At 34.7% G+C, this 26,807-nt stretch carries 24 protein-coding genes and 4 pseudogenes; 24 read left to right on the forward strand and 4 right to left on the reverse strand.

What is annotated here, in order from left to right; genetic code table 11:
- Positions 1-307: 307 nt before the first annotated feature.
- A complete protein-coding gene (locus AC625_RS11625; protein WP_049681426.1) occupies positions 308-529 on the reverse strand; it encodes a hypothetical protein in 222 nt (73 codons plus the stop codon).
- 279 nt (positions 530-808) lie between these two features.
- Between AC625_RS11625 and AC625_RS11630 the strand changes: the two are divergent.
- Positions 809-1,061 (forward strand): annotated as a pseudogene (locus AC625_RS11630) (ArsR/SmtB family transcription factor).
- A 204-nt stretch (positions 1,062-1,265) separates the two neighbouring features.
- Entirely contained in the window at positions 1,266-1,649 is a 384-nt protein-coding gene (locus AC625_RS11635) for a VOC family protein (protein ID WP_049681427.1), read from the forward strand.
- Positions 1,650-2,365: 716 nt separating this feature from the next.
- On the opposite strand, the gene AC625_RS11640 is transcribed toward AC625_RS11635, so the two are convergent.
- Positions 2,366-2,578, reverse strand: coding sequence for a hypothetical protein (locus AC625_RS11640; protein WP_049681428.1), 213 nt, complete (start codon positions 2,576-2,578; stop codon positions 2,366-2,368).
- Positions 2,579-3,286: 708 nt separating this feature from the next.
- On the opposite strand from AC625_RS11640, the gene AC625_RS27760 reads away from it, so the two are divergent.
- From AC625_RS27760 to AC625_RS11720, 17 genes and pseudogenes are all read left to right on the forward strand, one after another.
- Positions 3,287-3,538, forward strand: coding sequence for a hypothetical protein (locus tag AC625_RS27760; RefSeq protein WP_053178084.1), 252 nt, complete (start codon positions 3,287-3,289; stop codon positions 3,536-3,538).
- A pseudogene (locus AC625_RS28560) lies at positions 3,505-3,702 on the forward strand (GrpB family protein); the annotation flags it as partial. The gene AC625_RS27760 and the pseudogene AC625_RS28560, both read left to right, overlap by 34 nt.
- Positions 3,703-4,013: 311 nt before the next feature.
- Positions 4,014-4,573 (forward strand): annotated as a pseudogene (locus tag AC625_RS11650) (recombinase family protein).
- Between the two features lie 450 nt (positions 4,574-5,023).
- Positions 5,024-5,233: a hypothetical protein gene (locus AC625_RS11655; RefSeq protein WP_245644989.1), complete on the forward strand. Its 210-nt coding sequence runs from the start codon at positions 5,024-5,026 to the stop codon at positions 5,231-5,233.
- Positions 5,234-5,697: 464 nt separating this feature from the next.
- A pseudogene (locus tag AC625_RS11660) lies at positions 5,698-5,969 on the forward strand (HU family DNA-binding protein).
- A gap of 370 nt (positions 5,970-6,339) precedes the next feature.
- Positions 6,340-6,822 (forward strand): GNAT family N-acetyltransferase, encoded by a 483-nt coding sequence (locus tag AC625_RS11665; RefSeq protein ID WP_425415445.1) that lies wholly within the window; start codon positions 6,340-6,342, stop codon positions 6,820-6,822.
- Positions 6,823-6,981: 159 nt separating this feature from the next.
- Positions 6,982-7,434, forward strand: coding sequence for a GNAT family N-acetyltransferase (locus AC625_RS11670; RefSeq protein ID WP_049681431.1), 453 nt, complete (start codon positions 6,982-6,984; stop codon positions 7,432-7,434).
- A gap of 152 nt (positions 7,435-7,586) precedes the next feature.
- A complete protein-coding gene (locus tag AC625_RS11675) occupies positions 7,587-7,988 on the forward strand; it encodes a GrpB family protein (protein WP_245645097.1) in 402 nt (133 codons plus the stop codon).
- A gap of 452 nt (positions 7,989-8,440) precedes the next feature.
- The gene (locus AC625_RS11680) at positions 8,441-11,017 is read left to right on the forward strand and encodes a DEAD/DEAH box helicase (RefSeq protein ID WP_049681432.1); all 2,577 of its coding nucleotides are present in this window, start codon (positions 8,441-8,443) and stop codon (positions 11,015-11,017) included.
- Positions 11,018-11,455: 438 nt separating this feature from the next.
- Entirely contained in the window at positions 11,456-12,628 is a 1,173-nt protein-coding gene (locus AC625_RS11685) for an amidohydrolase (RefSeq protein ID WP_049683705.1), read from the forward strand.
- Positions 12,629-12,649: 21 nt separating this feature from the next.
- Positions 12,650-13,459: a VOC family protein gene (locus tag AC625_RS11690; protein ID WP_049681433.1), complete on the forward strand. Its 810-nt coding sequence runs from the start codon at positions 12,650-12,652 to the stop codon at positions 13,457-13,459.
- An 81-nt stretch (positions 13,460-13,540) separates the two neighbouring features.
- Complete coding sequence (locus AC625_RS11695) at positions 13,541-14,533, forward strand: aliphatic sulfonate ABC transporter substrate-binding protein (RefSeq protein WP_049681434.1); 993 nt, start codon at positions 13,541-13,543, stop codon at positions 14,531-14,533.
- Positions 14,534-14,548: 15 nt separating this feature from the next.
- On the forward strand, positions 14,549-15,316 hold the full coding sequence (locus AC625_RS11700) for an ABC transporter permease subunit (RefSeq protein ID WP_049681435.1): 768 nt from the start codon (positions 14,549-14,551) through the stop codon (positions 15,314-15,316).
- A gap of 17 nt (positions 15,317-15,333) precedes the next feature.
- Positions 15,334-16,089, forward strand: a complete 756-nt coding sequence (locus AC625_RS11705; protein WP_053178086.1) for an ATP-binding cassette domain-containing protein — start codon at positions 15,334-15,336, stop codon at positions 16,087-16,089.
- 465 nt (positions 16,090-16,554) lie between these two features.
- A complete protein-coding gene (locus AC625_RS11710; protein WP_049681436.1) occupies positions 16,555-17,400 on the forward strand; it encodes an abortive infection system antitoxin AbiGi family protein in 846 nt (281 codons plus the stop codon).
- A 3-nt stretch (positions 17,401-17,403) separates the two neighbouring features.
- Positions 17,404-18,627, forward strand: coding sequence for an abortive infection system toxin AbiGii family protein (locus tag AC625_RS11715; RefSeq protein WP_049681437.1), 1,224 nt, complete (start codon positions 17,404-17,406; stop codon positions 18,625-18,627).
- Positions 18,628-18,872: 245 nt separating this feature from the next.
- Positions 18,873-19,139: a hypothetical protein gene (locus AC625_RS11720; protein WP_049681438.1), complete on the forward strand. Its 267-nt coding sequence runs from the start codon at positions 18,873-18,875 to the stop codon at positions 19,137-19,139.
- 1,255 nt (positions 19,140-20,394) lie between these two features.
- Here AC625_RS11720 and AC625_RS11730 read toward each other — a convergent pair.
- Positions 20,395-21,261 carry a PfkB family carbohydrate kinase gene (locus AC625_RS11730; RefSeq protein ID WP_028391072.1) on the reverse strand — a complete coding sequence of 289 codons (867 nt, stop codon included), beginning with the start codon at positions 21,259-21,261 and terminating at the stop codon, positions 20,395-20,397.
- A gap of 479 nt (positions 21,262-21,740) precedes the next feature.
- Positions 21,741-21,899: a hypothetical protein gene (locus AC625_RS27280; protein WP_180320095.1), complete on the reverse strand. Its 159-nt coding sequence runs from the start codon at positions 21,897-21,899 to the stop codon at positions 21,741-21,743.
- A 673-nt stretch (positions 21,900-22,572) separates the two neighbouring features.
- On the opposite strand from AC625_RS27280, the gene ltrA reads away from it, so the two are divergent.
- From ltrA to AC625_RS11755, 5 genes are all read left to right on the forward strand, one after another.
- Positions 22,573-23,901, forward strand: coding sequence for a group II intron reverse transcriptase/maturase (gene ltrA, locus AC625_RS11735; RefSeq protein WP_049681440.1), 1,329 nt, complete (start codon positions 22,573-22,575; stop codon positions 23,899-23,901).
- A 177-nt stretch (positions 23,902-24,078) separates the two neighbouring features.
- Entirely contained in the window at positions 24,079-24,495 is a 417-nt protein-coding gene (gene merR / locus AC625_RS11740) for a mercury resistance transcriptional regulator MerR (protein WP_049681441.1), read from the forward strand.
- 13 nt (positions 24,496-24,508) lie between these two features.
- Entirely contained in the window at positions 24,509-24,967 is a 459-nt protein-coding gene (locus AC625_RS11745; RefSeq protein WP_049681442.1) for a putative iron-sulfur cluster-binding metallochaperone, read from the forward strand.
- A gap of 1,130 nt (positions 24,968-26,097) precedes the next feature.
- A complete protein-coding gene (locus AC625_RS11750; RefSeq protein ID WP_049681443.1) occupies positions 26,098-26,454 on the forward strand; it encodes a hypothetical protein in 357 nt (118 codons plus the stop codon).
- Positions 26,455-26,511: 57 nt separating this feature from the next.
- Complete coding sequence (locus tag AC625_RS11755; RefSeq protein WP_049681444.1) at positions 26,512-26,718, forward strand: hypothetical protein; 207 nt, start codon at positions 26,512-26,514, stop codon at positions 26,716-26,718.
- The last annotated feature ends 89 nt before the right edge of the window (positions 26,719-26,807 follow it).

Consider the following 26,807-nt stretch of genomic DNA (forward strand, 5'->3'; position numbering starts at 1 on the left):
CCAGAGCGGTTTGATACCAAAATTGTTCCACCTATAATAAACTGTAAAATATAACCCACTAATTTCTTATCTTACAGTATGACAAGATGTTATATTGAAATTCTTATCTTTTGTTATAGAATAAACATTATTATGTGTTAAGATTTTTTGTTCAACTACCATGAAAATAACCTCCTGTAACTTCGAAAAAAGACAATACCGAAGAAGACCCTGCTCATTCGTTAAAAAAATGGAGAGAGCCACAAATCATTGAACTATGGCTTGGATTGACTGGATTAAGAACCAGTATTGACGGTTCCGAACATTTTCATTCTCTGTGGTGAAGCGCTGATTTTTGCGCTTCATGGATGGCTAATGGGTGCAAGAATTTAAGAACTGTGGCTGCTGCTTCGGCAGCTTTTTTCACTTGTTCCACTAACGGGGCAGCATTGCTGTAATAAATGAAGTGTGAAAAAGGACAAGTTTGTGAAGAAATGTACTTAACAAAAGGGTGCGATTCTTCAATAATGAAGATCGCTTGTTTATTCAAGTAACGGGAGTTCATTAATAAGTAAATATCAACGGGAATCTAATAATAGAAAAGATATGAAATTATCCCTTTATTAGTTCTGGAATATGTGCTTTTTAGGTTTAGTTGCTTACGTAAAAAGTGGTTTTGATTTGAGTTACTTAGAGTTACTTAGAGTTTTATTAAACGTCCTAAGTTTACTTCTTTCTAGCTGATGAAGTAAACTTAGGTTATTGGAGAGAAAGATTGCATGTATACAGATCCTTTGATAAGAAACTATAAGTTGCTTATAATTGATGTATGTGGGATAAAGACGCTATATTCAAAGCACTCAGCGACTGATATTAGCGAACTATCCGAACGCAACGAGCTGACGTTGTATGAATTAACGGCACGTCTCATTATGAAGCACAACCTTACCATTTCGCGACATAGACATCTTTCTGTATTGGAAGGTGCAGGGCTTGTAAAATCAAAACGAAAGGGAAAATATCGAGTACTTATGTTCAACAACGAACCATTTAAAAACTTGCTGAAAGGATGGATAGAGTAATTTTATAAAAAAACAAGAAACAAAATATCCCGCAGACGTAAGTAAGGGAATAAAAAGTGGATGAAGTCACTGAGTGTGTTTTGAATGGTTCAGTAAAAATGGCATTATAGGAACAGGATTTCGGATGAACGTGTTTTTTTTGCTTACAACCAGATTGTTAGCACAGCACCATACATCGCAAATATCAAAGGAGGTAAAAATAATATGAAAATTATTGTTACTAGTATATTCGTACAAGATCAAGACAAGGCACTAGAGTTTTATTCAGAAACGCTGGGCTTTGTAAAAAAGCACGATGTTCCCAGCGGAGAATTTAGGTGGATTACGCTTGTTTCTCCCGAGAAGCAAGATGGTACTGAGCTTTTGCTCGAACCAAATAATCATCCAGCAGCCAAAGAGTATCAAAAGAAGCTATTTGAAGAAGGCATACCTGTAACAATGTTTGGTGTTGAGGATGTTCGCAAAGAGTACGATAGGTTATTGAAACACGGCGTGAAGTTTACTATAGAGCCGACAGAAATGGGTGAGGTCACAATAGCTGTCTTCGACGATACATGCGGAAACCTTGTTCAGATAATACAGAAGTAACTTTATGTTAAACCCTGACCTAATTTTAGGACGGGGTTTAACGTGTTTAATGTTTAAATATAAATAATATTGTTGGTATTCGATAATAGAAATTTTTGTTGAAATAAAGCATCCAGACTTTGATCTTTTGATTGTTCATGAGGAAGAGGACTCTAAAGAAGTATTTGCTTCTAAAGGAAAAGCCGTCATACATGTTCGGTATTATGGTTATACAGATATAAATATAGTAATAAAAAACATAGTAGAGAAGATTGAGCTAATTTCAGAATAATACTTGAATTCGAATTGATATTAATTAACATAGGATACTCAAAATGAAAGCGAATTAAGGAATTGAACTTATGAATAAACTACAAAACTTTATATATAAGTTTTATAATTTATGGACTTCAATAAGTGATAATAATTTAACAACAGATCTTCAATAAACGGGCGCTTTTACAGCGCTTCTTTTCATTAAGGGCCAGTTTCTCGGGAGGCAGCACTACGACATGTAAGGAAAGGAAACCTCCTGTCTACAGATCATAACGGGTCGCTTCGACCTTAAATGCTCCAATAACCAGGTACTTTAAAGTTGGAGCATACACTATGCTGGATACATCACCTTTTTTTGTTGCCACAAAAGAACAGAGTACATATAAGGTGGGTTATATGTACTCTGTTCTTTTCAAAAGTCTCTATTACTTTTTTCTTAACTCCAATAAAAAAGTACCCGATTAATCGGATACATACTTAATGATTCCATGTAAATAAACGGAGTATTCTCGCTGCACATACTCTCTTAGTTTAATTTTTCCTTCTCTTTCTAATTCTTTAACCAATTCTTCAATCTTAATTTCATCTTCTTTAGTATTCTTAGGAATTTCTAGTGAAAATAAATTACCTTGATGGGCATTCTGAAGCTTTTTTAATAGTTTCTCTTTATTCATTGAGGCATCCCCTTTATCAACTCTTAGAACAAATAAAAACCTAAATGTTGCTCTGTATTTATTATATCCGATTAACGTCAATGAAAAGTAAAAAAACGAGAATTTATTCTTGTTATCAATGAAAATCGATTGCATGTTCATTTTAATTCAATATTTTTCAGGAAGGTTAATTTAAATGGCACCGATTATCGCCCTTGATTTATATATTACCTTTACTAGCAGATGTACAAGATTGTTATTTAGCCTTATTGTCACTGTCAAGAATTAATTGTTCTTTACGGTTAAGAGTAAGGATACCTGGTGAAAGTAAATCTTAGTTATGACTAATTAAACTCCCTTGCTCAATATCAATATATTTCCCGTCATATTCATTTGTGCTGCTTCGAGTAGTCTTTAGGCGCGGTCTTTCTTTAGGTGTTTTTTTAGATAAAGGCTTGAAGCATACATCGGGCGTTAGCACTACAGCATGTAAGAAAGGGAAGGTTGCTCTACCGTGAAAATCAACTTCCTTAACTACGGAAAAAAGGCAATGCTAAAGAAGATTTTTTTATAAGGTTTAAGCAATGTTCTTCCACAATCGTATAGTGAAAAATTATAGCTGTCTTTGAATAGCCTTTTCTTATTGTGTTAACGGGGAGATTAGTTGAAGAAGACAACTCTGTACTATTCTAGGTGAAATCAGAATAAAAACGAATTGGGGATAGCGGCTTGGAACTTGATTATTTTAGATTTTATGAAAGGACAATTAAAGCAATCGAACTCATGAAACTTTATAATGATGCAGGTTGGTGGGAGGAAAGAAAAGAACAAGATATTGAAGAAATGTTAAAAAGGGAAATTGTATATCATAAAGAATTTCCTGAAAGGCGTTTTTTAGAAAAGGACAATGGAGAGCAAGAACACACCATTTACATTTTTACGAGTTTAAGAGTGAACACTGGAATAACCAACTCCTTTTGAGAAATTATTTAAGAAATAATTCAGATGTACTAAAAGAATATCATCGGTTAAAAAAAGGATTAGCTGAAAATTATCGTTATGATAGAGTTTTATATACTGAGGCAAAAACATCATTTATACAGAATGTATTAATAAAAGCCAAAGAAGAAATAGAACAGGTATAAAACCTACTTCAACAATCGGGTGTGATTGTTGAGCAACACAGGTAGAAAATGATCAAACTTTTTTAAAACAATCTTTTTCTCTTTGTTTATTAAGGGAATTAATGTAAATTTTATCAAACTTTATTTTAAAGCAACAAGAGTATGTGTTTTTATTTTTTATGATGATTGTTATTTTTGCTTTAAATCATTTGGGTTTTTGTGTTCGTAAAACTTTGAAAAATATTTACGAACGCTCACTATTTTTCATATGCTTTTACGAACGTTTTTTTAGTAGAATAATAGTAAAAGGAATGAAGATGAGGTAGATACAGATGGATGGTCGAAAGTGTGGGTACATAAGAGTAGTAGCAAGGAGCAAAATGAGGGACGGCAACTCGAGGCTATGAAAAAAAGGGGATAGGCGAACGAGATATTTTTATGGACAAACAAAGTGGCAAGGATTTCAATCGAACCCAATATCAGTTGCTTAAACGAATGTTGAGAAAAGGAGATGTGCTATACATCCATTCCTTAGATTGTTTTGGCCGGAACAAAGAAGAGATTGACATTACAAAAAATATTCAGGCAGATATTGTGGTCGTGGATATGCCACTGCTTGATACGACTCAATTTAAGGATAGATAGCTTAGGAACCTTCATTGCCGATCTCGTTTTGCAGATTCTTTCTTGGATGGCGGAAGAAGAAAAGGACCGAATTCGAAAACGGCAGCGTGAGGGAATTGATTTGGCATTGCAAAGTGGCATAGTATTTGGTCGTCCCAAAGCAATCGTTACGGAAGAATTTAAACAAGTATATGATCAATGGAAATCAGGAGAAATAACAGCTGTAAAGGCGATGCAGGAGATAGGCATCAAGAAGACGACTTTTTAATAAGTTAGTTAAGGAGCATGAGGGACCTTTGAAATAAAGTATATATAATAGAAGAAACTCGTAAAAAATTAGCCTTTGCTCATGGAAGTAAAGGAAATTCAAAGGGGAACAGTTTTTCACGAACGTCCCGTTGGCGCCATCCATGTAGCACCAAGAACGGTGCTGCACCACAGAGAATGAAAGTGGATACCCCTGTATTTAATGTTTGTACGACTGACGAAGAAGATTGATGAATCATGGTGTCTTAGAGTCCATATACTTTATTGGGCATCAGTACTTGTGTGAGTTTTGCATAAATTTTAATCAAAATCCTGTATTAATTTAAACCGTATTTGTCTTTTTTTCTTTTGCTAATGTTGTAAAATTCCGAACTATCTAATTTAGTTTAGTAGTAATACAAATATTTCACTGATATAATTTTAAAAAATGGAGAAAAGGGGTCGGGAAATATTGCAAGGTGATACACCATACGATAAGCTATCATTGGATTTATTAGTTGGATTTTATTATCAAATAAACCTAAATATAAAAAAGGGGATTTTATCTCAGGTTATGTATCATGAAATAAAGTTGATAAAGCAAACAGCCAATAAAAGGGGGATTTATTTAGATTATATGTATAATAAAGGTTCACTCATAGTCAAAGTTGAAGCAAAATAAAATAAGCATTTATACAAACACTAATCTTTATATCGAAATGTAGGTGAAGATGTAGCATGGGAGACGACTTGTTGTAAGGGGTGTTCTGTTATATTCTTGTCATTATTGCTAAGATTCCCTCTTTGTAAATTCTGATAAGGAGTATTATGTAAATTAAATTTGTACAACGATATGACTTTTCCATTGTCAGAACTCTGATACATTAACATCTTTCTTATCCCTTAACCACCTAGCGTTCTCAAGTACAATTAGATGGGAACCCCCCACTAGGTAAAAGTTAATTGCGTTAGAATAGACCTCACAGGCACCTATCATTTACCAGATGGTGTTTACAGAACGGTGCTAACATTTTGCAGACATCTACCTATTCTCTAGCATTACAAGTGACAGACATACAGAACGTATGTTATGTTGATGGTGACACTACTACATACTAATAAGAATAAAGGACGAGGTGTTTGACGATGAACAAAACGGATCTAGTGAATACGGTGGCAATACAGCAGAACTAACAAAAGAAGACGCTAAAAAAGCAGTGGATGCATGGATTGAAACAATCTCAAATACGCTTGCTAAAGAAGAGAAAATACAATTGGTTGGATTTGGTACGTTTGAAGTGCGCGACCGAGCAGCTCGAACGGGTAGAAACCCACAAACAGGAGAAGAAATACAAATTGCAGCCTCCAAAGTTCCTGCTTTTAAACCAGGTAAGGAATTAAAAGAAGCTGTTAAATAATATAAATAGATCTATTTATATGTGTAATAATACTCTGGGGATGAGATATTCTGCAGAGTATTTTCTATTTAAATATGTATCCTTTCTTCTTTTTTCAATAGATATGAATTTGAAAAAAGGTTTGATTGTTTATAGTTTGTTTCCTGCAGGGATAGATAATCCAATAGCTGAAGGTGACTTCTATTATACCATTGCGGAATATAAAAATTAGTATGAAGTTGTTCTTCAATTATGGGGCGCGATTATTTAAAAATGATCGCGTCTATTTCAATTTTAGCGCCATTTAGTTGAACAAAGATTCTTGATTTTAATGTAAAATAGAGGGAATTACGTCTCGTTTAATTAGGAGGAAATAATCGATATAAAACTTTTGAAACCATTAGATGCCGAAAATTATCGGAATTTTAGATTAGAAGGTTTACAAAACAAACCTGAGTCATTCGGTTCAAGCTATGAGGAGGAAAAAGAAAATCTCATAGAAACATATAAGAGTCGGTTTCAATCGGATGAATCTTTTACTTTTGTTGCATTTGAAAATGAAAAACTTATCGGTGTAGTTACTTTGGTTAAAGAAAATAAGCTTAAACTAAAACATAAAGCCAATATCTTCGCTATGTACGTTTCTCCCGAAACACAAGGTATTGGAATTGGAAAGAGTTTGATGGTAAAAGCAATTAAGAAGGCAAAAGGTTTGAAAGGAATTGAGCAGATTTATTTAACTGTAGTGACAACTAATGAGTCAGCAAAAAAACTCTATTCTTTTTTGGGCTTTGAGGTTTTTGGAAGAGAAAAAAGAGCATTGAAATTAAATAATACATATTTTGATGAAGAACATATGGTTTTGTTTCTTTAAAAACAATTGTTTTTCAACAAACGGGCGCCATTCTTTAATAAGGTTTCTTATTGTGATGGCCCAGATTTTTTAAGATCAGCAGGAGATTATGATCTTCAAACTGAAGTTAAAGATATATTTATGCTTTTTTACTAACGGATTTTTCTAAGGGGGAATTATATGGAGATTCTAAAATTACATTCAACTGAGAAACCTCCCATGCATTTGCTAATATTAGCCGACCCTTCAAGGGAACTTGTAGAGGAGTATATAAATAGAGGAGAATGTTTTGTCGCTGAACTCGAAGAGCAGATAATTGGCGTTTATGTACTGCTTCCAACAAGACCCGGAACCATGGAGCTAGTTAATCTTGCAGTGGCGGAGAAGCAACATGGTAAAGGTATTGGGAGGAAGCTAGTAACCCACGCAGTTCAACATGCCAGGGCACAAGGTTATAAAACAATTGAAATTGGTACTGGAAATTCGAGTATAGGGCAACTTGCTCTTTATCAAAAATGTGGTTTTAGAATAAATGGAATTGACAGAGATTTTTTCACCAAACACTATAAAGAGGAAATTTTTGAGAACGGTATACAGTGTCGAGACATGATACGCCTATCTTTAGATTTATAAATAATCATATCCAAACGCTTCAACAAAGGGAGGCCCTTAATGAGGAAAGTTGAAGTGAAACCATACAATGAAACAAGGTTTTCGATCCCGAAATCATTGAAATCCATCACATCGGCAGTACGTCTATAAATGGTCTAAAAGCAAAGCCTATTATTGACATAATGCCTGTAGTTAGAGACATTAATCGGATTGATGAATTTAACACAGCAATGTTCACCATTGGTTATGAATCGAAGGGAGAAAATGGAATATTTGGACGTCGATACTTCCAAAAAGGTGAAGATAATAGAACCCACCATGTCCATATTTATGAATTGGAAAATCCAGGGGTTGAACGTCACCTTGCATTTCGAGATTACTTACGGGTACATCCAGATGGTGCGAAAAAGTATGGAGACTTAAAAGAGGAATTGTCCCAACGTTTCCCCTATGAAATTGAATCATACATCAGCGGGAAGGATCAGCTAGCATTGGAGATTGAACGAAAAGCAGTAGCGCGGTATCGAAGTTTAAGTGCGTATATTAATTCACTGATGGGAGCTATTTTTCAATAAGAAGGTTCGCTTTTTTCTTATTGAAAAATAAGCTCATGTATTATTCCTCCATCGGGCACTTTTCTTGAATAGGGAGAGCGTCTTTTTTTTGTTCTTATTTTCTAGTACTAGAGCCTATTATATTACCTTCTTCTTTATTAGCTCATCTTATAAGAATTTAAGAACTTTATTATCACTTACCATGATAAAAAACAGCGTTCTTGGATGAATGCAATTTATGTTTAACAAATCCAACTATCTTTAAAATCAAGCATTTTAGGCAAAATATGATTTATAATAAGATATAGTTCTTTTCTCTGCTAATTAGCTGTATAAAAATGCATTTCAAGATTATTAGTCCGGGGATGAAGGTTTTCACAATACTTGGATGAAAGGTATCTTAGAGATTATTAATAGTAAGCAACGTAAAATCGAAGACAATAACATACTGTAAACTATAAAAGGGGTTCAACATGGGAAAATTAGAAGAGATATACCCGATTGCAATCGAGCATACGAAACAAAAAGTTGTTCAAGATATTGATCGGTATTTAGAAGTGCAAGAAATGCTTCCTACTTGTGAGACGTACATAACTGAAAGACTGTCTTATATCGAACAAATTTGGGTAAACGTCTGGTTGAATAAAGCTTCAAATGACGTACCTAGAAAAGATAAGAAGGCATTTTTGAAAGATAAGGGTTATGAGACTGAAGGAGTAGCACATAAGTTGATCAACAACATGTTTCGTAATGAGCTACGAAACATTCAACCATTCGATGTAATTCCTTGGATCAAACAAACTTTTTCTCAAAATCAACAAGACTGGGAGCTAAGATATAGAAAAGCAAGGGAAACCTACTTTAAAAGACAGGAAGAACAAAAGCAAGCTGAAGAGCGGTGGAAAGTAAGAGTCAAACTTCAAGAAACAGTTCGGGAATTTTTTGAAGAGAATACACTGATTCTATATTTGCATGTTCGTCATCATATGGCTGGAGTTTTAGCAGATGATCTTCAAAATAAACCGAAGTACCATTATACCGAGCCTTATCTTCTTGAAGAACGATTGGTTGAACAAGGATCGTTTGACAGGACGGAGTATGTAATGGTCACGGATTTTTTTGAAGAACTGACAGGGGATATTCATTCCCTATTTATTTGGGGGAGAAGTGAATTTGAATATGAAACATATTACTATCGCTACGAAAAAATGGTTTTGGAATTCATTTCAGACATTGCACCTATACGAGCAATGGAACATGTACCAGACAAGCTAATTGAGGATTTCTCAAAAACTTATGGAGAGAAATTGACTGTTGGAGCTCTTAAAGGGTTGCTGCGTGATGAATGGGCTGATTTGTCGGAAGCCTGTTTTGATGAGCTTCAAGAAGAGTATTTGGCTGATTTGCTAAAACTTGCGGAAATTCCTTTTGACAAAGTGTTGCATCAGGAAATTTTTGAAAAGGATGAGGCGGAAAGGGAACGAAAAATAGCCAAAGAAATGGCGGAACAAACTAGAAGGAAAGAAGAAGAGGAACGGATTATTGATGATATTTTTGGTAAGGCTTATACTCCATCCTTAGGACAAAGTAAAAAATATGTATTACATATCGGTGAGACAAATACAGGAAAGACTCACCAGGCATTGCAAAAAATGAAAAAAGCTAAAAGTGGTCTGTATCTTGCTCCGCTCAGACTTCTAGCACTTGAAGTTTATGAAAAGCTAAATGCAGAAGGTGTTCGTTGCTCATTAAAGACAGGTGAGGAAGAAAAGCTAGTAGAAGAGGCAAGCCATATTTCCTCAACGGTCGAAATGTTTCATGAGAAGGACTATTATGATGTGGTCGTCATTGATGAAGCACAAATGATTGCAGATAAAGACCGTGGTTTCTCTTGGTATAGAGCCATTACGAAGGCGAATGCAAAAGAGGTCCACGTAATCGGGAGCAAGAATATCAAAATGATGCTTCTCGATCTTCTAGAGGAGGCAGATATTGAATTACACGAATATAGCCGGGAAATCCCCTTGGAAGTAGAATCCAGAGAGTTCAGTTTGAAAAATACGGAAAAAGGGGATGCCCTAGTTTGCTTTTCTAGAAGGCAGGTACTTGAAACAGCATCCAGACTGCAACGGAGTGGACATAAAGTCAGTATGATATATGGAAGTATGCCGCCAGAAACTAGGAAAAAACAAATTGATCTGTTTAATCGTGGAGAAACATTCGTAGTTGTTGCAACAGATGCAATTGGAATGGGGCTAAACTTACCGATCCGCCGCATTGTATTTCTAGAGAATGAAAAATTCGATGGGATACGCAGAAGAAGATTGACTTCTCAAGAAGTAAAGCAAATCGCAGGGAGAGCGGGAAGAAAAGGAATTTATAATACAGGAAGAGTAGCATTTACGTCGGACATAAAAATAATGAAAAGGTTACTAGAACAAGTAGATGATCCAATTCAGACTTTTGCGATAGCACCTACAACAGCTGTATTTGAACGTTTTCAGAAATATTACCGGCATATGGGCACATTTTTTGAAATGTGGCAGCAGTTTGATCCGCCCAAAGGAACGCAAAAAGCATCTCTTTCAGAGGAACGAGAGCTTTATGAGCTAATTTGTGATACCGAAATTGAAGTACGTTTTTCCTTAATGGATTTATATGGATTTCTCCACCTGCCATTTTCAACAAAAGAATCAGGTCTCGTACGTCAATGGCTAGACACAGTAAAAGCCATTGCAGAAGAGAGAGAACTTCCTGAACCAATCATTAAAACGAGAAATTTGGAGGAACATGAACTTTCTTATAAAGCCATTGGCCTTCACCTTTTATTTTTGTACCGTTTGGATAGAAGAACTGAAGCTGTTTATTGGGAACGTGTTCGTGAAGAAATCAGCGATGGTGTTCAAGATCACTTAAAAGATGAAGTGATCAATTATCAGAAAAAGTGCAAGCGGTGCGGAAAAAAGCTACCGGATGAATCACGTTTTCCCATTTGTGAAGCCTGTTATCATCGTGGGCATAGAAGAACATTCAGAGCAAATAATCGGTGAACTTAAATAAAAAAGAATTTGATGAAGAGATTCATATGTAAAATAAAAAATAGAAATTAGGAAACAGCCTATATGTTAACTTACTAAAAAGAGGATGGCTTAAAGGGTCTGACCTCGCAAACTAAATCCAGTATAGTGTTACATACACTTATCTTTTACCGAATTTAGTAATTGCGGGATCTGGCCCTTTGTTTTTACTCCCTCTTTTTTGATTTGTTCAAGAGTTATTACTAGAGAGATTGGTTTATTAGTTAGAAAAATAACTCAAGAATAATCATTACTGGAAAAAACTTTTAAAATAATCAATTTAATTTGTTGAATTTTCTGAATCACAAGCCTATAATTAAAATGTATTATTCCGATTAATTTACAATGAATAATAACACTCAGTTAAGAATAGGAGGCAGAAGATTGGTGGGAATTGAACAGTATAGTGACATTTTAGCATCCATCTTTAGTGACCTTGACAATAACTATGACCATACCGTTAGCTGGAGAAGATATTTACACCAACATCCCGAGCTTTCTTTTCAAGAAATACATACTGCCGAATTTATTGCTGGAAAATTACGTAGCTTTGGTCTGGATGTAAGGACACAAGTTGGAGGAAACGGTGTTATTGGCGTTTTACAGGGAGAAAAAGCCGGGAAAACCATTGCATTAAGGGCAGATTTTGATGCTCTCCCGATTATTGACGAGAAGGAAGTTGCTTACAAATCTTTAAATCCTGGCGTTATGCATGCATGTGGTCATGATGGCCATACCTTTGCTTTATTAAGCGTTGCCCAAACATTAAGTAAATTTCGTGATTGCTTAAAGGGGAAAGTTCTGTTTATTTTTCAACATGCAGAAGAGCTTCCTCCTGGTGGTGCGAAATCAATGATTGCTGAGCGAATTTTGGATGATGTGGACTATGTATTTGCTGCACATTTGGCTACGGAACTTCCCTTAGGAAAAATAGCTGTAGGAGAAGGACATAAAATGGCTGCTGTTGATAAATTTGAAATTACTATCCAGGGGAAAGGAGGACACGGAGCAAAACCGGAGGATTCCATTGATTCGATCGTAATAGGAAGTGAAATTGTTGGTTCCTTGCAAAAGATTGTCAGTCGTAGAATTAGCCCATTACAATCAGCAGTTGTTACAATAGGCGTTTTTCAAGCAGGAACAGCGTTTAATATTATTGCTGATACTGCCAAATTAGAAGGAACTGTTCGTACATTTGATGCCAATGTACGAGACAAAGTCGAAAATGAAATTAATGCGATTGTAAAAGGAGTCACAACCGGATTTCATGCAACATACAAAATGGATTATCTCAGAGGTTATCCCGCTTTATTTAATCATAAAGAGGAGACAGAAACAGTAAGGAATATATTATCAGCGACTTTTACAGACGAAGCTATTATTCCTTTAGAGACTTCCATGGGAGCAGAAGATTTTTCATATTTTTTACAAGAAAGACCTGGCACATATTTCAAAGTTGGTGCTAGAAATGAAAAGGATAATACGCATTATCCACACCATCACCCCCGCTTTGATTTTGATGAAAGAGCTTTATTAAATATAGAAAAATGTTTTGTGAAAATTGTTTTGCATTATTTATTTTAGTAAAGATAAGGAGGAGTCATAATGGGGTTTATTTTCGATCATTTAGTTCATTTTGTAGAGGATCCTAAAGTAGCGATTGAGGAGCTAAAAGTACAGGGAATACATGCAGTTGAAGGCGGTATACATGAAAATCGCGGTACATACAACGCCCTTAGCTATTTTGATTTAAGTTATATCGAGTTTCTGAGTACGTATGATCGAATTTTAGTTGAACAAACTGAGCATCTCAAATATAGCCTGCCGGAAACGGTGGTTCAAGATCAATTCGTTGAAGGATTTTCTCGTTTTGCAGTTCGGACAACAGATATTGAAGGAGCAGCAAATCGGTTTCGTGAAAAAGGATTGAATATCAATGGTCCCATTCCTTACAGTAGAAAAAGACCAGATGGAAGTTTGATAGAATGGCAATTATTATTTGTTGGCGATGAAAGTGATGAATTACAATTACCATTCATTATTCAATGGAATGAAAGTGATGAGGAAAGGCGAAATGAACAAATAGAAAAGAACGTTATCGTACCTCATCCTGCTGGGATTTCCTTTTCACATGTAACATTTGCAGTAGAAGATGGAAATCATACTGTGGAAAAATGGTCGGATTTTCTAGATTTAAAAGCTGGAGAAGTGTATATCGATAAAAAACTTCAAGCAAGATGCCAAAGATTAGAACTGCCTGGAGGTAATTTAGAATTCTGTAGTCCGATTGGCGAAGGGGTAGTTTCTGAAGTACTTGAGAAACGGGGGGAGAAACCTTTCCAAGTGAACTTTTCAGATGGTATAAGGGATGCTAAATTTAACTTATTAGGTGGAATTTATAATATTATCAAATAATAAATAAAACTCTATCATTAAATTCTTCAATCCTAAATCCAAGTAATCAGATAAAAATTGAATATATAAGGGGTATGAACGATGAAAAATAAAAGAAATTTATTTTCCTTAATAAGTATGATTATTGTATTTACTGTGGTGTTAGCTGGGTGTGGTTCAGCATCTAATTCTGATACAACTTCGGGTCAAAACTCGAAAGGAAATACAAATAAAACGATTCGAGTTGGATATCAAAAAGGAAATACGATTAATATATTAAAAGAAAGTGGCATTTTGGAAGAAAAACTGAAAGAAAAAGGGTATTCAGTCGAGTGGAAAGAATTTGTCCATGGAAATGCAGTAGTAGAGGGTCTGGTTACAAAAAATATTGATTTTGGTCATGCAGCAGATGGAGCAGGGATACAGGCTCAAGCAGGGAATAAGCCATTGGTTTATGTTGGTGCTGATTTACCGAATCCTGAAGGTGTAGGCGTATTAGTTCACAAAGATTCTGACATCACATCAATAAAAGATTTAAAAGGAAAAAAAATTGGAGTATTAAAAGGTGGGAACCATCATTATTTAGCGGTTCTTGCCCTTGAAGATGAAGGGTTAAGTGTAGATGATGTAGAGTGGATATATTTAAATGATGCAGCTCAAGGTCGTACAGCCTTTGAAACGAATAAAATTGACGTACTTGCTACTTATGATCCTTTTTTAGCGGGGATTGAAATAGATTTAGAAACCGTAAATGTAACAGAAGGCAAAGATTACGGGTATCCAAATCGAACATTTTATTATGCTAACGAAGATTTTAATAAAGAGAACCCTGAATTAGTAGCTCTTATCTTAGAAGCTACAGATGAATCTGATACATGGGCAAATGAAAATAAACCAGAAGTCGTAAAGTTAGTATCTAAAATGTTAGGAATCGATGAAGCTATTATTGCTAAGGCAACAGACCGTCGTAAATATGGCGTAAACAATATAAATGAAGAAATTATTGCTGCCCAACAAAAACAAGCAGATGTTTACTATGAACTTGGCCTTATTCCAGCAAAAATAGATGTTTCTGAATATATGCCTATTAAATAAGCTAGGAGAATTATAATGAATAATAAAATAATACCAAAAATTATCCCTTGGATCATCCCAATTGGAACGGTTATAGTATGGCAAATTGTTTCTGCAAATGAATGGGTATCGACCCGGCTTGTACCAGCTCCTTTTACTGTATTAACGAGCTTTTATCACTTAGTTATGTCAGGCGAATTATTTTATCATATGGAAATAAGTCTAGCTAGAGCTCTCATTGGTTTACTGATTGGGGGAGGAATAGGGTTTATTCTAGGTATTGCAAATGGATTGTCTAAATTCTCATACTTGTTTACAGACACATCATTACAAATGGTTCGGAATATTCCAAACTTGGCGCTTATCCCACTTGTAATCATCTGGTTTGGAATAGATGAGGGAGCGAAAGTTTTTCTCGTCGCGATAGGTGTAATGTTTCCTATCTATATTAATACTCTTCATGGTATTAAAAATATTGATGCTGGATTTATTGAGATGGGAAAGATGTATGGATTGAAAGGCTGGGCATTATTTAAAGAAATATTATTGCCAGGTGCGTTGCCATCTATTTTTGTAGGATTACGTTATGCTTTAGGTATAATGTGGATCACTTTAATTGTAGCTGAAACTATAGCAACCTCAAGAGGTGTTGGGTACTTGGCTATGACAGCTCAACAATTTATGCAATCAGACATTATCCTAATTACGATTATTTTATATGCGTTATTTGGGAAAGTAGCCGATTTAATTGCTCAATGGGGAGAACGAAAGGCACTTCGATGGCATAAAAGTTACATTAAGTAAGTCTGGAGGGATTTATTATGGGTGTGCCATCTTTAATGGAGAAAGCTGTAATTAATGATGAAGCTGTTCAAATTCATCTACAGCAAATTGACAAATCTTTTGGAGAAAAAACGGTATTAAATAATCTTTCTTTAGAAATTGAGTCAGGAGAGTTTGTTGTAATCGTTGGGAAAAGTGGAAGTGGAAAAAGTACACTTTTACGTTTAGTGGCAGGTTTAGAGGAGGCTACATCTGGTCAAATCACCTTTAATGATAAATCGATTAAAGATTCTAAATCAAGCGCTACGATGATGTATCAAGATTCTCGTCTCTTACCTTGGAAAACAGTATTAAATAATGTAGGTTTAGGGTTAAAAGGGAATTGGAAGGATCAAGCAGAAAAAACATTAGATTTGGTTGGCTTGCTTTCTTTTAAAGATCAATGGCCATCGACACTTTCTGGTGGACAACAGCAGCGGGTTGCACTTGCTAGGGCTTTAGTGCACAAACCATCCTTATTATTATTGGATGAACCGTTAAGTGCTTTAGATGCGCTAACTCGCATGGATATGCAAAATTTAATTGAAAAACTTTGGCTAAGTCAGGGCTTTACAGCATTGCTCGTCACCCATGATGTTCGGGAAGCTGTGAAATTAGCGGATCGAATTATCTTAATTGAGGACGGGGATATCACTTTAAATATAAAAAATACAGGAAAGCGACCACGTGAATTTTCTGATGTGTCACTTGTTCAAATGGAGAAGAAAATTCTTGAAAAAATTATGAAATCGTAAAAGATTTATGGTCTGTGAAATGGGAGAGCTGTTGAGTGACAATAAAGTTGTTTAATTACAAATAAAATCGTTACATTTACAATAAAGATGTTTAAAAATTCTAGTCACACTATTCCATTAAAGGGCCATTTAATGGAATAAGACATCCAAACAAAACTGGATATTTATGTTAATATCGGTATGAGATTGTGAAGAAATGTACTTAAACTAAAGGGGAGTTAGTTTATTCCGCGAAGAGCAGCTCTATGATAAAAAAATGAAAGAATGTAATATTATTGAGGAAGTACAAAAGAAATTAAAGACTTGATAAATGATGTCTAAAAAGACTATTTACAAGAACAGCCCTTTCTTAATTGAGAAAGGGTTGTTCTTGTAATAATATCAACTTGCATTTCATGAAAAAATTTACTTATTTGTTATAGGATACTATAATAGATAATTAATAATAGACTAAGGGGAATAATAATGGTTCAACAAACGAGTGATGTACGTGTTATTAATGTTACTGAAGCACCTAAAACAAATGAACAGTCTTCTTTTATTCGTCCAAAACAAAGTGCGAACGTCTTATTTAAATTTATGAACAAACTAGACTATCTGAAGGATATTATTAAGAATAAGGCTATAATGCCTCGATATTATGAGGAAATGATAGATTATCTAAATATTGAAGGGATAGATAAAATAGCATATCCAATGAGTTGCTTCTGTGATATTCATTTAAACAAGCTTGTGTATCATATGGAGAATTACGGATACTATGGTCTTGGTCTTAGTAAGGACTGGGGAATAAAACAAGGAATACAGCCGATTCACTATATTAATACATACTCGGAATTAAGAAATGATTTTAGTGATATTTTTAACGACATTTTTAAAATGCCAAATGAAGAAAGAACCAAGCACAAAGTTTATCATGATTACTTGCTACATAAATTATTCTTCATGAAACCAATTGAAGGTAAAATGATTACAAGTGATGGATATCCACATCGTAACTTCCATGATGAAAAAGAATGGAGGTTTATACCTAGTTTTAAAAACGTAGAAACGGATTTACCAATGGTTATTGATCAAGAACAATTGAATCCTAAAAGTTACAATGCTTATTCACAAGGTATTAGTCAAAAACCCGAATTGTGGCTGAAATTTGAGTTTGAGGCGATTAAGTATATTATTGTTAATAATCAAGATGATCGAAAAGAGCTTATAGAATTTATTATTGACCATCAAATTGGAGAAAGTGAGTATGAAAGACACACACTTATATCAAAAATTATGGTATTTACTGAATTGGGAGAGGATTGGTAAGCAATGTTTGCTGATTTTGAAAAAGCTTTTTTTAAAAAAAATGAAATAGATAAAAATATACCTGAAGAAATCCTTAAAGCTTTGAGTGAGAAGCTTCCAGAGGGTTTTGCTTATACTAATATTGGAAATGGAGCAGCTGGTATCACTACTGAAGGTACTTCTAAAGTCCAAATTAAGGGGCAGATAAAGTTACCTGATGATCTTGATCTACCTGGAAATTTTAAACCTTCTACAATGAAGGAGTTAATGGAATTCATATATAGAACACAACACCGATTAAAGTTAAAACGGGATGAAAATAATGCAATAACTATAAATGGAGAAAGTTTTAGTATAGATGAATTCATTTCTTTTCCCTTTGAAGATATGAAAGTAAGCAATAGTATGGAACTTACAGTGATTCCAACACCTTTTCAGCCACCTTTTGAAGTTAGTATAGAAGGTAACGGAATAGTAAAAAAGCTTTCCATTCAAAGACAGCCATACCCTGATATGAATAAAAGCCTATTCAAAAGTATTAACAATAACTCTTTTAAAATTTCTTATTTCTTATATGAAACAGAAAATAAATTACAGTTTAAATTCGACCTTAATATTGATAATGCAAACAGCGTAGAAGAGAGTATTGAAGCATTAAAGCTTTATGAATCTTGCATTAAAGGTGAATTTAAGCTACATGGTGAGAGATTTTCAATGCCTGATGTCGTAGAATCTGAAAAGGAATCTATTAGTGCGACAATAGCTTTTTGGGAAAAAGCTCTAAAGTTAGAACAGATTTCAAACGTGAAATTTACTCCTAAATCGCAAATACTGGTGGAAGAAGTAGTTATAATTGAAGAATTATATCGATCTTTAATAGAAAAAAAACCTTTTAAAGAATATATACAATTAACTGATCTGACTATTAACGGATTTGAAGGTACAGACATAAATAATTTTTTAGAAATTGAAGGATTATCATTCCAATTTACTGACAGATCTAGTGTAAGTGCTTTAGGTGTAGAGTTAGAGTTAGATAGTGTTAAAGGATTTTTTGATTTTAAGGTAACAGATACTGAACCAGTTAAAGAAGATAAAACGAAAATAAAGTTAATTGTTGAACCAATCCAGGGTAAAAAGATTTATCAATCAACCATCTATTTCTGTAATGAAGAAGAATTATTAAACTATAGAAACAATTTTGATTTAACTACATGGCAAAACGCTGAGCTAATAACTATTGATTAAATGAGTATTGAACAAGAATAGTATGGACTTTTGTGTCGCTATTTTAAGACACAAAAGTCCATACTTTATTATGTTAACTAATAGTATACGTATCATTCCTGCTTGTTCAAGAAACGGGCCAGATTGTTGAATAACATCTTAAAGATTGTGAAGGTTTGTACTTAAACTAAAGGAGCAGTTTAGTTGAATAAGCCATGATAAAATAACAGAGTTAGCACGGATAAAAAGGTAGGTGGAGAATCCTGTTGAGGAAACGCAGAGGTAAGATTAACGAAATAGTTTTTAATAATACCGCTTACTATAACGGAAAATATAGACATTTTCCGACCATTACCGATTTAAAAGGTATATTAGAAGAAATTATTAGTTGTGATTCAGCTACCGATTACATTAGAATTACACCATTCTATGTCAATGAGGAATTGAATCACCAAATCGAATTCGAAGAATATATGTTTTATTTAGAATGCCGAGACTGGTTTGATGAGAAGTTCAGGAGAAGCATATTATAGAATGTCTTAATGTAGAAGATACTTCAAGAACTCTAAATGATTTTAGATTAGGGGCAATATTATATCCTTTATGTCAAACTAATGATGTAAATTCATATAAAAATGCACTTGAAAAATATAAGGACTCTTTGAGAGAGATTCTACTCAAAATGATGGAAATTGCAAAATCAGAAATGGAATTAAAAGAAGAACATATGCCTTTTGGATATTTTGGTTTTGAAATTCATAGTGAGTAATATGTTGTTCAACTAACGGGGGCTTGTGCGGCCGAGCCTAGGTCGTATCATATAGCGGGTGGGATTCCCGTCGAGAAAGAACTAGCCATTCACTCGTAGCGAGTCTTGGAGGGCTAATGGTAACATTAGCCTTTAAGCGTAGACAGTTAGGTGGCGGGCCGAAAGCCAAATGGTTGAAGGGATTGAGCTCCATAATGTTAGTAAATCGAGAGGGCTGATGCCTTAAGCACAGCAGAAAGCTACATTTTATCCATCGTTAAAGGCAAGAAGGATAGAACCTCTCTGGAGTCAGAGACCTTGGCACGTCACACATTGATATGATACGGCAACTCGGGAGACCCTACCGGTCTTTTCTTCTTATAGAAGAGTATGGTGTACAAGCGATAATAAGCAAGGAAGCCAAATGCCATTGTAGGGAGTCGGATAGCAGCGTAGTACCAATGAAGTTGGGTAATGCCGATGGAGGAAAGGCTGCTACCAAGTTATCACCCTTACTAGGGGCACATTTACTACACGCAGAGGTAGGGATAATAAATGGACACAAAACTATTAAGGATAGCAGAATTAGCAAAATCTGAGCGAAAGAGATTAGCTATATTTTGTGAATGGTGACTGGAGGAGCCGTGTGCGTAAATAGCGCAAGCACGGTTCTGTGAGGGGGGAGGAACACAATCTACCGCAAGGTAGAGAGGTTCCCTTCTACTCGACTACTTCAATAAACAGCATAAAAAAATGATCTTCGATTGAAGATCTCAGATTATAGACAAAAGGCATTCTGAATGTCCCTATTCAGGTGCCCTTTTACATTTTAAAGTATTTTAATGTTAAATTTTTCTTGAAGCAGCCCCCTCTGGGGTCAATTTTTATACCATTTTAAACTGGTCCAAGTCCATGTTGCCAACTTCTTTAAATTCATAGCAGCAAAAGTAAGCATCGCCTGCATGGACAATTTTTTAAGACCTCTTAAGGTAGAGGGACATACCCTCTTTTTCTATAAATTAATTTTTAAAAAGAACGAATTAAAAACGATTATTCATAAACTTGAAAACACCCTCACGAGGTCCTGCATAATGAACACTTCTAGATGCCACCAATGTGGCTTTTTCTAATGCTTCAACAAATGGTTCGTTTTCATGATACCGATAATAACAATAAGCACCGTGTAATATATCCCCTGCTGCTAAAGTGTCTATGGCCTCTACTTTTGGAATGTGAATCCTTCCATGCTTGGAGTTTGAAAACCACAATGTATCGTTTTCTCCATCTGTTAGTGCAATGTTCTGTACACTTGTAGATTTTAAAAAAGTGACTAAATCTCTTTCTGGGGGAGTGCAGTTGATAGAGGCGATTATTTCATCAGCCAACGATAAGCATTCAGGAAAGTGTGATTTCCAAGAACCAGGATCCAAAATGATAGGTTTTTCAGACATTCTCGATTTTTTTAGAAAGTTAATGGATATTTCAGGAATATTGCAATCAGAAAAACAAAATGAACTTTCCATTATTAGATTTTCATAGATAGTTTCATTATTAATGGAAAACTGTTGTTGACCGCTCCAGATTGTTCGAGTGGCTTTTTGCATGTTTACCAATACACTGGATAAACTGGGTAATCGATTCTCATCTTCCGCCAGGTCTATTACCTTTATATGATAATCATCTGTCAACTCGGTTTTGATTGCCTTAGCGATCGTACTGTTTCCCAAACAGGTAATAAGAGTGGCATCCCCTCCTAAAATCGAATAAGTAATGGCTGCGTTGGCAGCAGGACCACCGATAAATGTTTGATAATCGTTCGTTTTACTTTTGAAGTTTTCAGATGGAAATTCGTTTTGGTAATACGTAATGTCTAGACCTGTTAAACCGCAAAATAAACCTTTTATCATCTTCTTTTCACTCCCTTTACAAACAACACGAAACAAAAATTCATAGTCTACATAGATGTTTACACTTTGTTGCATACTAAAAACTTATATTTTTTCTAAAACCTGTAAATCAGTGTTGTAGTCACACTTTTTGTATTCGTCCAAAATTCTCTCTCCAAGTCCCCACACCACTATTTTACCATGGCCGCTATAAGACACTCTCTTTTTTCGCTTATAAAATTTTCTAATGCTAAAAAAGCTTCGTTTATGTTTTTAACAGATACATAGTCTTATGAGGTAATGGGAGTTTCAAAAAAAGGTTCTTCCTCAGCTTTTTGGTCCTTTAACTATAAGATTGTGAAGAATTACACTTAAAGTAAAGGGTGCGTTAGTTCAAGAAAGAGTATAAAAAAAGCCTGTATCAATGATTACTCGGTAATCTAAGATATAGGCTTTATATAGGTAACTAATTGTTCTTATATTTTACTTATGGTGGTTTTTTAATCCCGAATTGCTCCTGCCTCACGAGAAGTCATTGCACCTTGTCCTTCGCTTACATCTTTTTGAATTTCTTGTTTTACTTTTTGGGCATTAGTTCCGGCACTTCCTGGTTTCATAATAGAACCCAAATTCTCATTATCTTGTTGATTCGGTTGCATACAAGTCCTCCTTAATTTATTGTTTAACAATCTTATTATTTATAAAAAACACCAGGTATATCCCGAGGATTTGAACAAATTTTAATTAAAGCAAAAAGAGCTTTCGTTGAACAATTCATTGCTACGGCAGGTCTTTTTTTCTTATTAAACTAACGGGCAGGTGTGCGGCCGAGCCTAGGTCGTATCATATAACGGGTGGGATTCCCGTCGAGTAAGAATTAGCCATTCGCTCGTAGCGAGTCTTGGAGGGCTAAAGGTAACTTTAGTCCTTAAGCGTAGACAGTTAGGTGGCGGGCCGAAAGCCAAAAGGTTGAAGGGATTGAGCTCCATAATGTTAGTGAATCGAGAGGGCTGATGCCTTACCTGCAGCAGAAAGCTACATTTTATCCTTCGTTAAAAGGCAAGAAGGATAAAACCTCTCTGGAGTCAGAGACCTTGGCACGTTACACATTGATATGATACGGCAACTCGGGAGACCCTACCGGTCTTTTCTTCCTTTTAGAAGAGTATGGTGTACAAGCGATAATAAGCAAGGAAACCAAATGCCGATGTAGGGAGTCGGATAGCAGCGTAGTACCAATGAAGTTGGGTAATGCCGATGGAGGAAAGGCTAGCTACCAGTTATCACCCTTATTAGGGACACATTTACTACACACAGAGGTAGGTATAATAAATGGAAACAAAACTACTAAGGATAGCAGAATTAGCAAAATCTGATCCTAAAATGAAATTTACATCTCTTGCACATCTTTTAAATAAGGAAGCATTAGTTCAATGTCATCATGAACTTCCCAATAAGAGGGCAACTGGGATCAACGGTACAACTAAAGAGCAATACGGTGAAAGTTTAGAAGAAAACATAGAGGATTTAATAAGTAGGCTTAAAAGCAAAAGTTACCGTCCTGTTCCAGTAAGGAGAATGTACATTCCAAAGCTCAATTCAAACAAGAAAAGACCATTGGGAATACCTGAACATGAAGATAAAATTGTTCAAAAAGGCATTACAAAGATACTTAATACCATTTATGAAAATGACTTTCTAGATTGTTCATTTGGATTCCGTTCAAATAGGAGTTGCCATGATGCTTTGAAAATACTGAACCACTATATTGAAAAGAGGTCAGTAAATTATGTAGTAGATGTAGATATTAAAGGATTCTTCGACAACGTTGACCACATATGGATAATGGAGTTCTTAAAACTGCGAATCTCTGACCCTAACTTACTAAGAATGATTGGTAGGTTTCTTAAAGGTGGATATATGGAGGAAGGTAAGAAACACAGAACAGATAATGGTACACCGCAAGGTGGAGTGATATCTCCGGTATTAGCCAATGTGTATCTTCATTATGTCCTCGACCTTTGGTTTGAGAAAAGGGTAAGAAAACAGTGCAAAGGACAAGCATACATAGTGAGATATGCAGATGATTTTGTCTGTTGTTTTCAATATAAGAGCGAAGCTCAGGAATTCTTCCAATCATTAAAACTTAGATTAAAGAAGTTTAAACTAGAGATAGCTGAGGATAAAACTAAAATTATTCCCTTCGGGAGGTTTGCGGAGAAAGATGCGAAACAAAAGGGAAATAGAAAACCAGCAACCTTTGATTTCCTAGGTTTTACACACTATTGTGGGAAGAGTAAACAGGGAAATTTTCGAGTGAAAAGGAAATCAAGCAGGAAGAAAGTCCAAGGCAAACTTAAGGAATCAAAAGAATGGTTGAAGAATAATAGAAATAAAGATATTCATATGATTATGGATAGATTTAAACGCTCACTAATAGGTTATTACAACTATTACTGCATCACAGATAACATCCAAAGTGTAAACAAATTCAAAGACAAAATCGGATACATACTGTATAAATGGCTCAACAGAAGAAGTCAAAGGAAATCCTTTACATGGGATAAATTCAGACTATTTCTTGATAAATATCCACTACCTTCACCAAGAGTTAAGGTCAATATATATGACTTAAGAAAAGAGATTAGCTACATTTTGTGAATGATAACTAGGAGGAGCCGTGTGCGTGAATAGCGCAAGCACGGTTCTGTGAGGGGGGAGGAACACAATCTACCGAAAGGTAGAAAGGTTCCCTTCTACTCGACTAGCTGAATAAATTAAAATATCCTTTACCCTGTACTATGGTACAGGGTTTATAATTTATATGGGGTGAATTAGTTGAGATATCGTATTAGTGAACTTGCTGAAAAGTGTAGTGTCAATAAAGAAACAATAAGATATTACGAAAGGGTAGGTTTACTTTCCAAACCTTCTCGTACAAATGCTGGTTATAGAATTTATCCAGAAGAAACTGTTCATCGTATGCAGTTCATTAAACGGATGCAAGACTTAGGATTTTCTTTAGCGGAAATTGACAAATTACTTGGTGTCGTTGATAAAGACAATGAACGATGTATGGATATGTATGATTTTCTAAATCAAAAAGTAGATGAAGTACAAAAGAAAATTAGCGATTTTAAAAGAATTGAACGTATGCTTATAAATTTAAAAGAATGTTGCCCTGATGAAAAATCTTTATATGAATGTCCTATTATCGATATTTTAATGAATGAAGAAAAAAATAGTAAAATGTAAAGGTGGAAGAATAGTGGAAGAGTGTTGTAGTAACCTAAGGGAAATAGAAAATGAAATTAACGGTGTTTGTCCATCTTGTAAAAATAAAGCTAAAAAAATCAAGTTGATTACACTAAAATCATTGCTTAAATCCCCTGCATTAGAAACATTAAACGTTAAATCGAATCACTATTTTTGTTCAAGCAAAGATTGTGATGTAGTCTATTTTGATACCATTAATAAAAAGTACCTTGTATCTGACATAAAGGTAGCTGTTCATCAAAAAGAGGGCTCAACAACTACACCGATTTGCTATTGTTTTGATTGGACAAAAGAGAAAGTTGAGAAACATGTAAAACAAGAACTTACCCCTAAACCTATTGAACATATCCGAGAAAATGTAAAAGAAGACAGATGTGGATGCGAAGTAAACAATCCACAAGGAAGTTGCTGTTTGGGGAATGTTACGAAGTATATAAAAAGCCTTTCTTAACAAAAAGTTGTAACATAAATTCTTCAACTACCATGAAAATAAACTCCCGTAACTTCGAAAAAAGACAATACCAAAGAAGCCCCTTCTCATTCGTAAAAAAAATGGAGAGAGCCACAAATAATTGAACTATGGCTTGGATTAACTGAATTAAGAACCAGTATGGACAGTTCACTATATTTTCATTCTCTGTGGTGCAGAGGTGATTTTCCGCTGCATGGATGGCTAACGGGGGCTTAGTGAAAGAAGAATTTGCATGAAATACCCCTTTTTTATGCAGCTACCAGGCTTTTTTAGATTAATCCAGGGCACTTACTTAATGTTAAGTGCCCTTTTATTTTAAAAATACACGAAAACAAGAGATATATAACGAAATTTTAAGAATAATAAAATTAATTGCGTTTTCATGGATAATGTTTCCGTTTTCATGAGAAATGGTTGCGCTTTCTAGGACTTTGATTAAAAAAGCTCTATATTGGATAATATAATCATAGAAACGAAATAGAAAGAAGCAAAAAAACAAAATAAGAAGCTTTTGTTATCGTTTGGGATTATTGGACTAATTTCTTTTAAAAAAATTATAGATAAAGGATGATGTAAAAATGATTCTTACAATGATTAATAATCAATGGCGTATTTTTGATACAAAAAAAGAAGCTGCAAAAGCTGTAGCAAAAGAAGTGCGTGGCTTAAAAATAAAAGACGAAACAGACAATTTGTAGGAAATTAACTACTAAATTGTCTGTTTTTATTTTGTAATAAACAAAATCGACTATAAGCGTCCCGTTAAGCCTAATGACAGGGTTCTTGTCATAGACCGCAAGCTCCATGAGATTCATCTGCTGAACGGGCTTGTATACGCCAGACACAACAGGTTAACATAACGCTAGTTATTAGAAAAAATCCTTTTCGCTACTGTTTTTTAGCTATTTTAAGTGTGTTGGGCCTCATTCTTCTTTATTCTGTAACTATTACTAAGTAGTATCAATATCCTCTAGAAATTCTTATTTCGGAACGTTCGAACCTTTGCTATTACTAGGTTTTGTTCTAGTTGAGGTATCGTCAGGAAAGTGCAGATATACAACGAATACATTAAAAAGCGCTAGCTTTGGGCTATAACGGAGGTGGACTTTTTGATAAAAGTTTTAATCCTTGCATCCACAATACTTTTATCAATGTTGTTTGCCTGTCAATCAATTAAGGATACCTCAGATTTAGTTATACCTACTAAGGATAGTATTATAAGCGATGGTTATCCAACAAATGAAAACGGGCAATCTTATGGTCCTAATATGGAAAACTTAATGCTTGTTGAACCTGATTTAATGTTGGCAGAAGGTGCGAACGGTGTATTAGGATATATTTATCAGCCTGAAGGTATATCTTCGCCAAGTGAGTTAGATGCATATAATAAATCATTCAAAGAATCGACACCATTATATTTACAAGATGGTAAAACGATTATTGGTACATTTTATTTTACGCATTGATTGTAAGTCGAAAATAAACTGAAAACATCTTTTTCAACAATAAGGGGAGGGTTCTTTATGAATTATGAGTATAAAGAGAAAGTAAATAAAAATGGTAATCAATTTGTATCGATTAGGGATAAGGGTGAGAATTCCTTGTTGGAAGTAGAAAGAAAAGGGAATCAGATAGAACTAGTTACATATTGGCGTAATGAGAAAACAACCAAAATCACCATTCCAGTGGACCTGTTTGAGAAAATTTACAAGGGTATGATCCAAGGTTAATAAAAAGTGTTATTACATAAAGGGCGCTTTAATTGAAAAAGCAATTAAAAGGATATTCTAACCAAAGATCCTTTTTTAGTACCGATAAG

Origin of the sequence: Peribacillus loiseleuriae, from assembly GCF_001183985.1 — a bacterium.
Classification (GTDB): Bacteria; Bacillota; Bacilli; order Bacillales; family DSM-1321; genus Peribacillus; species Peribacillus loiseleuriae.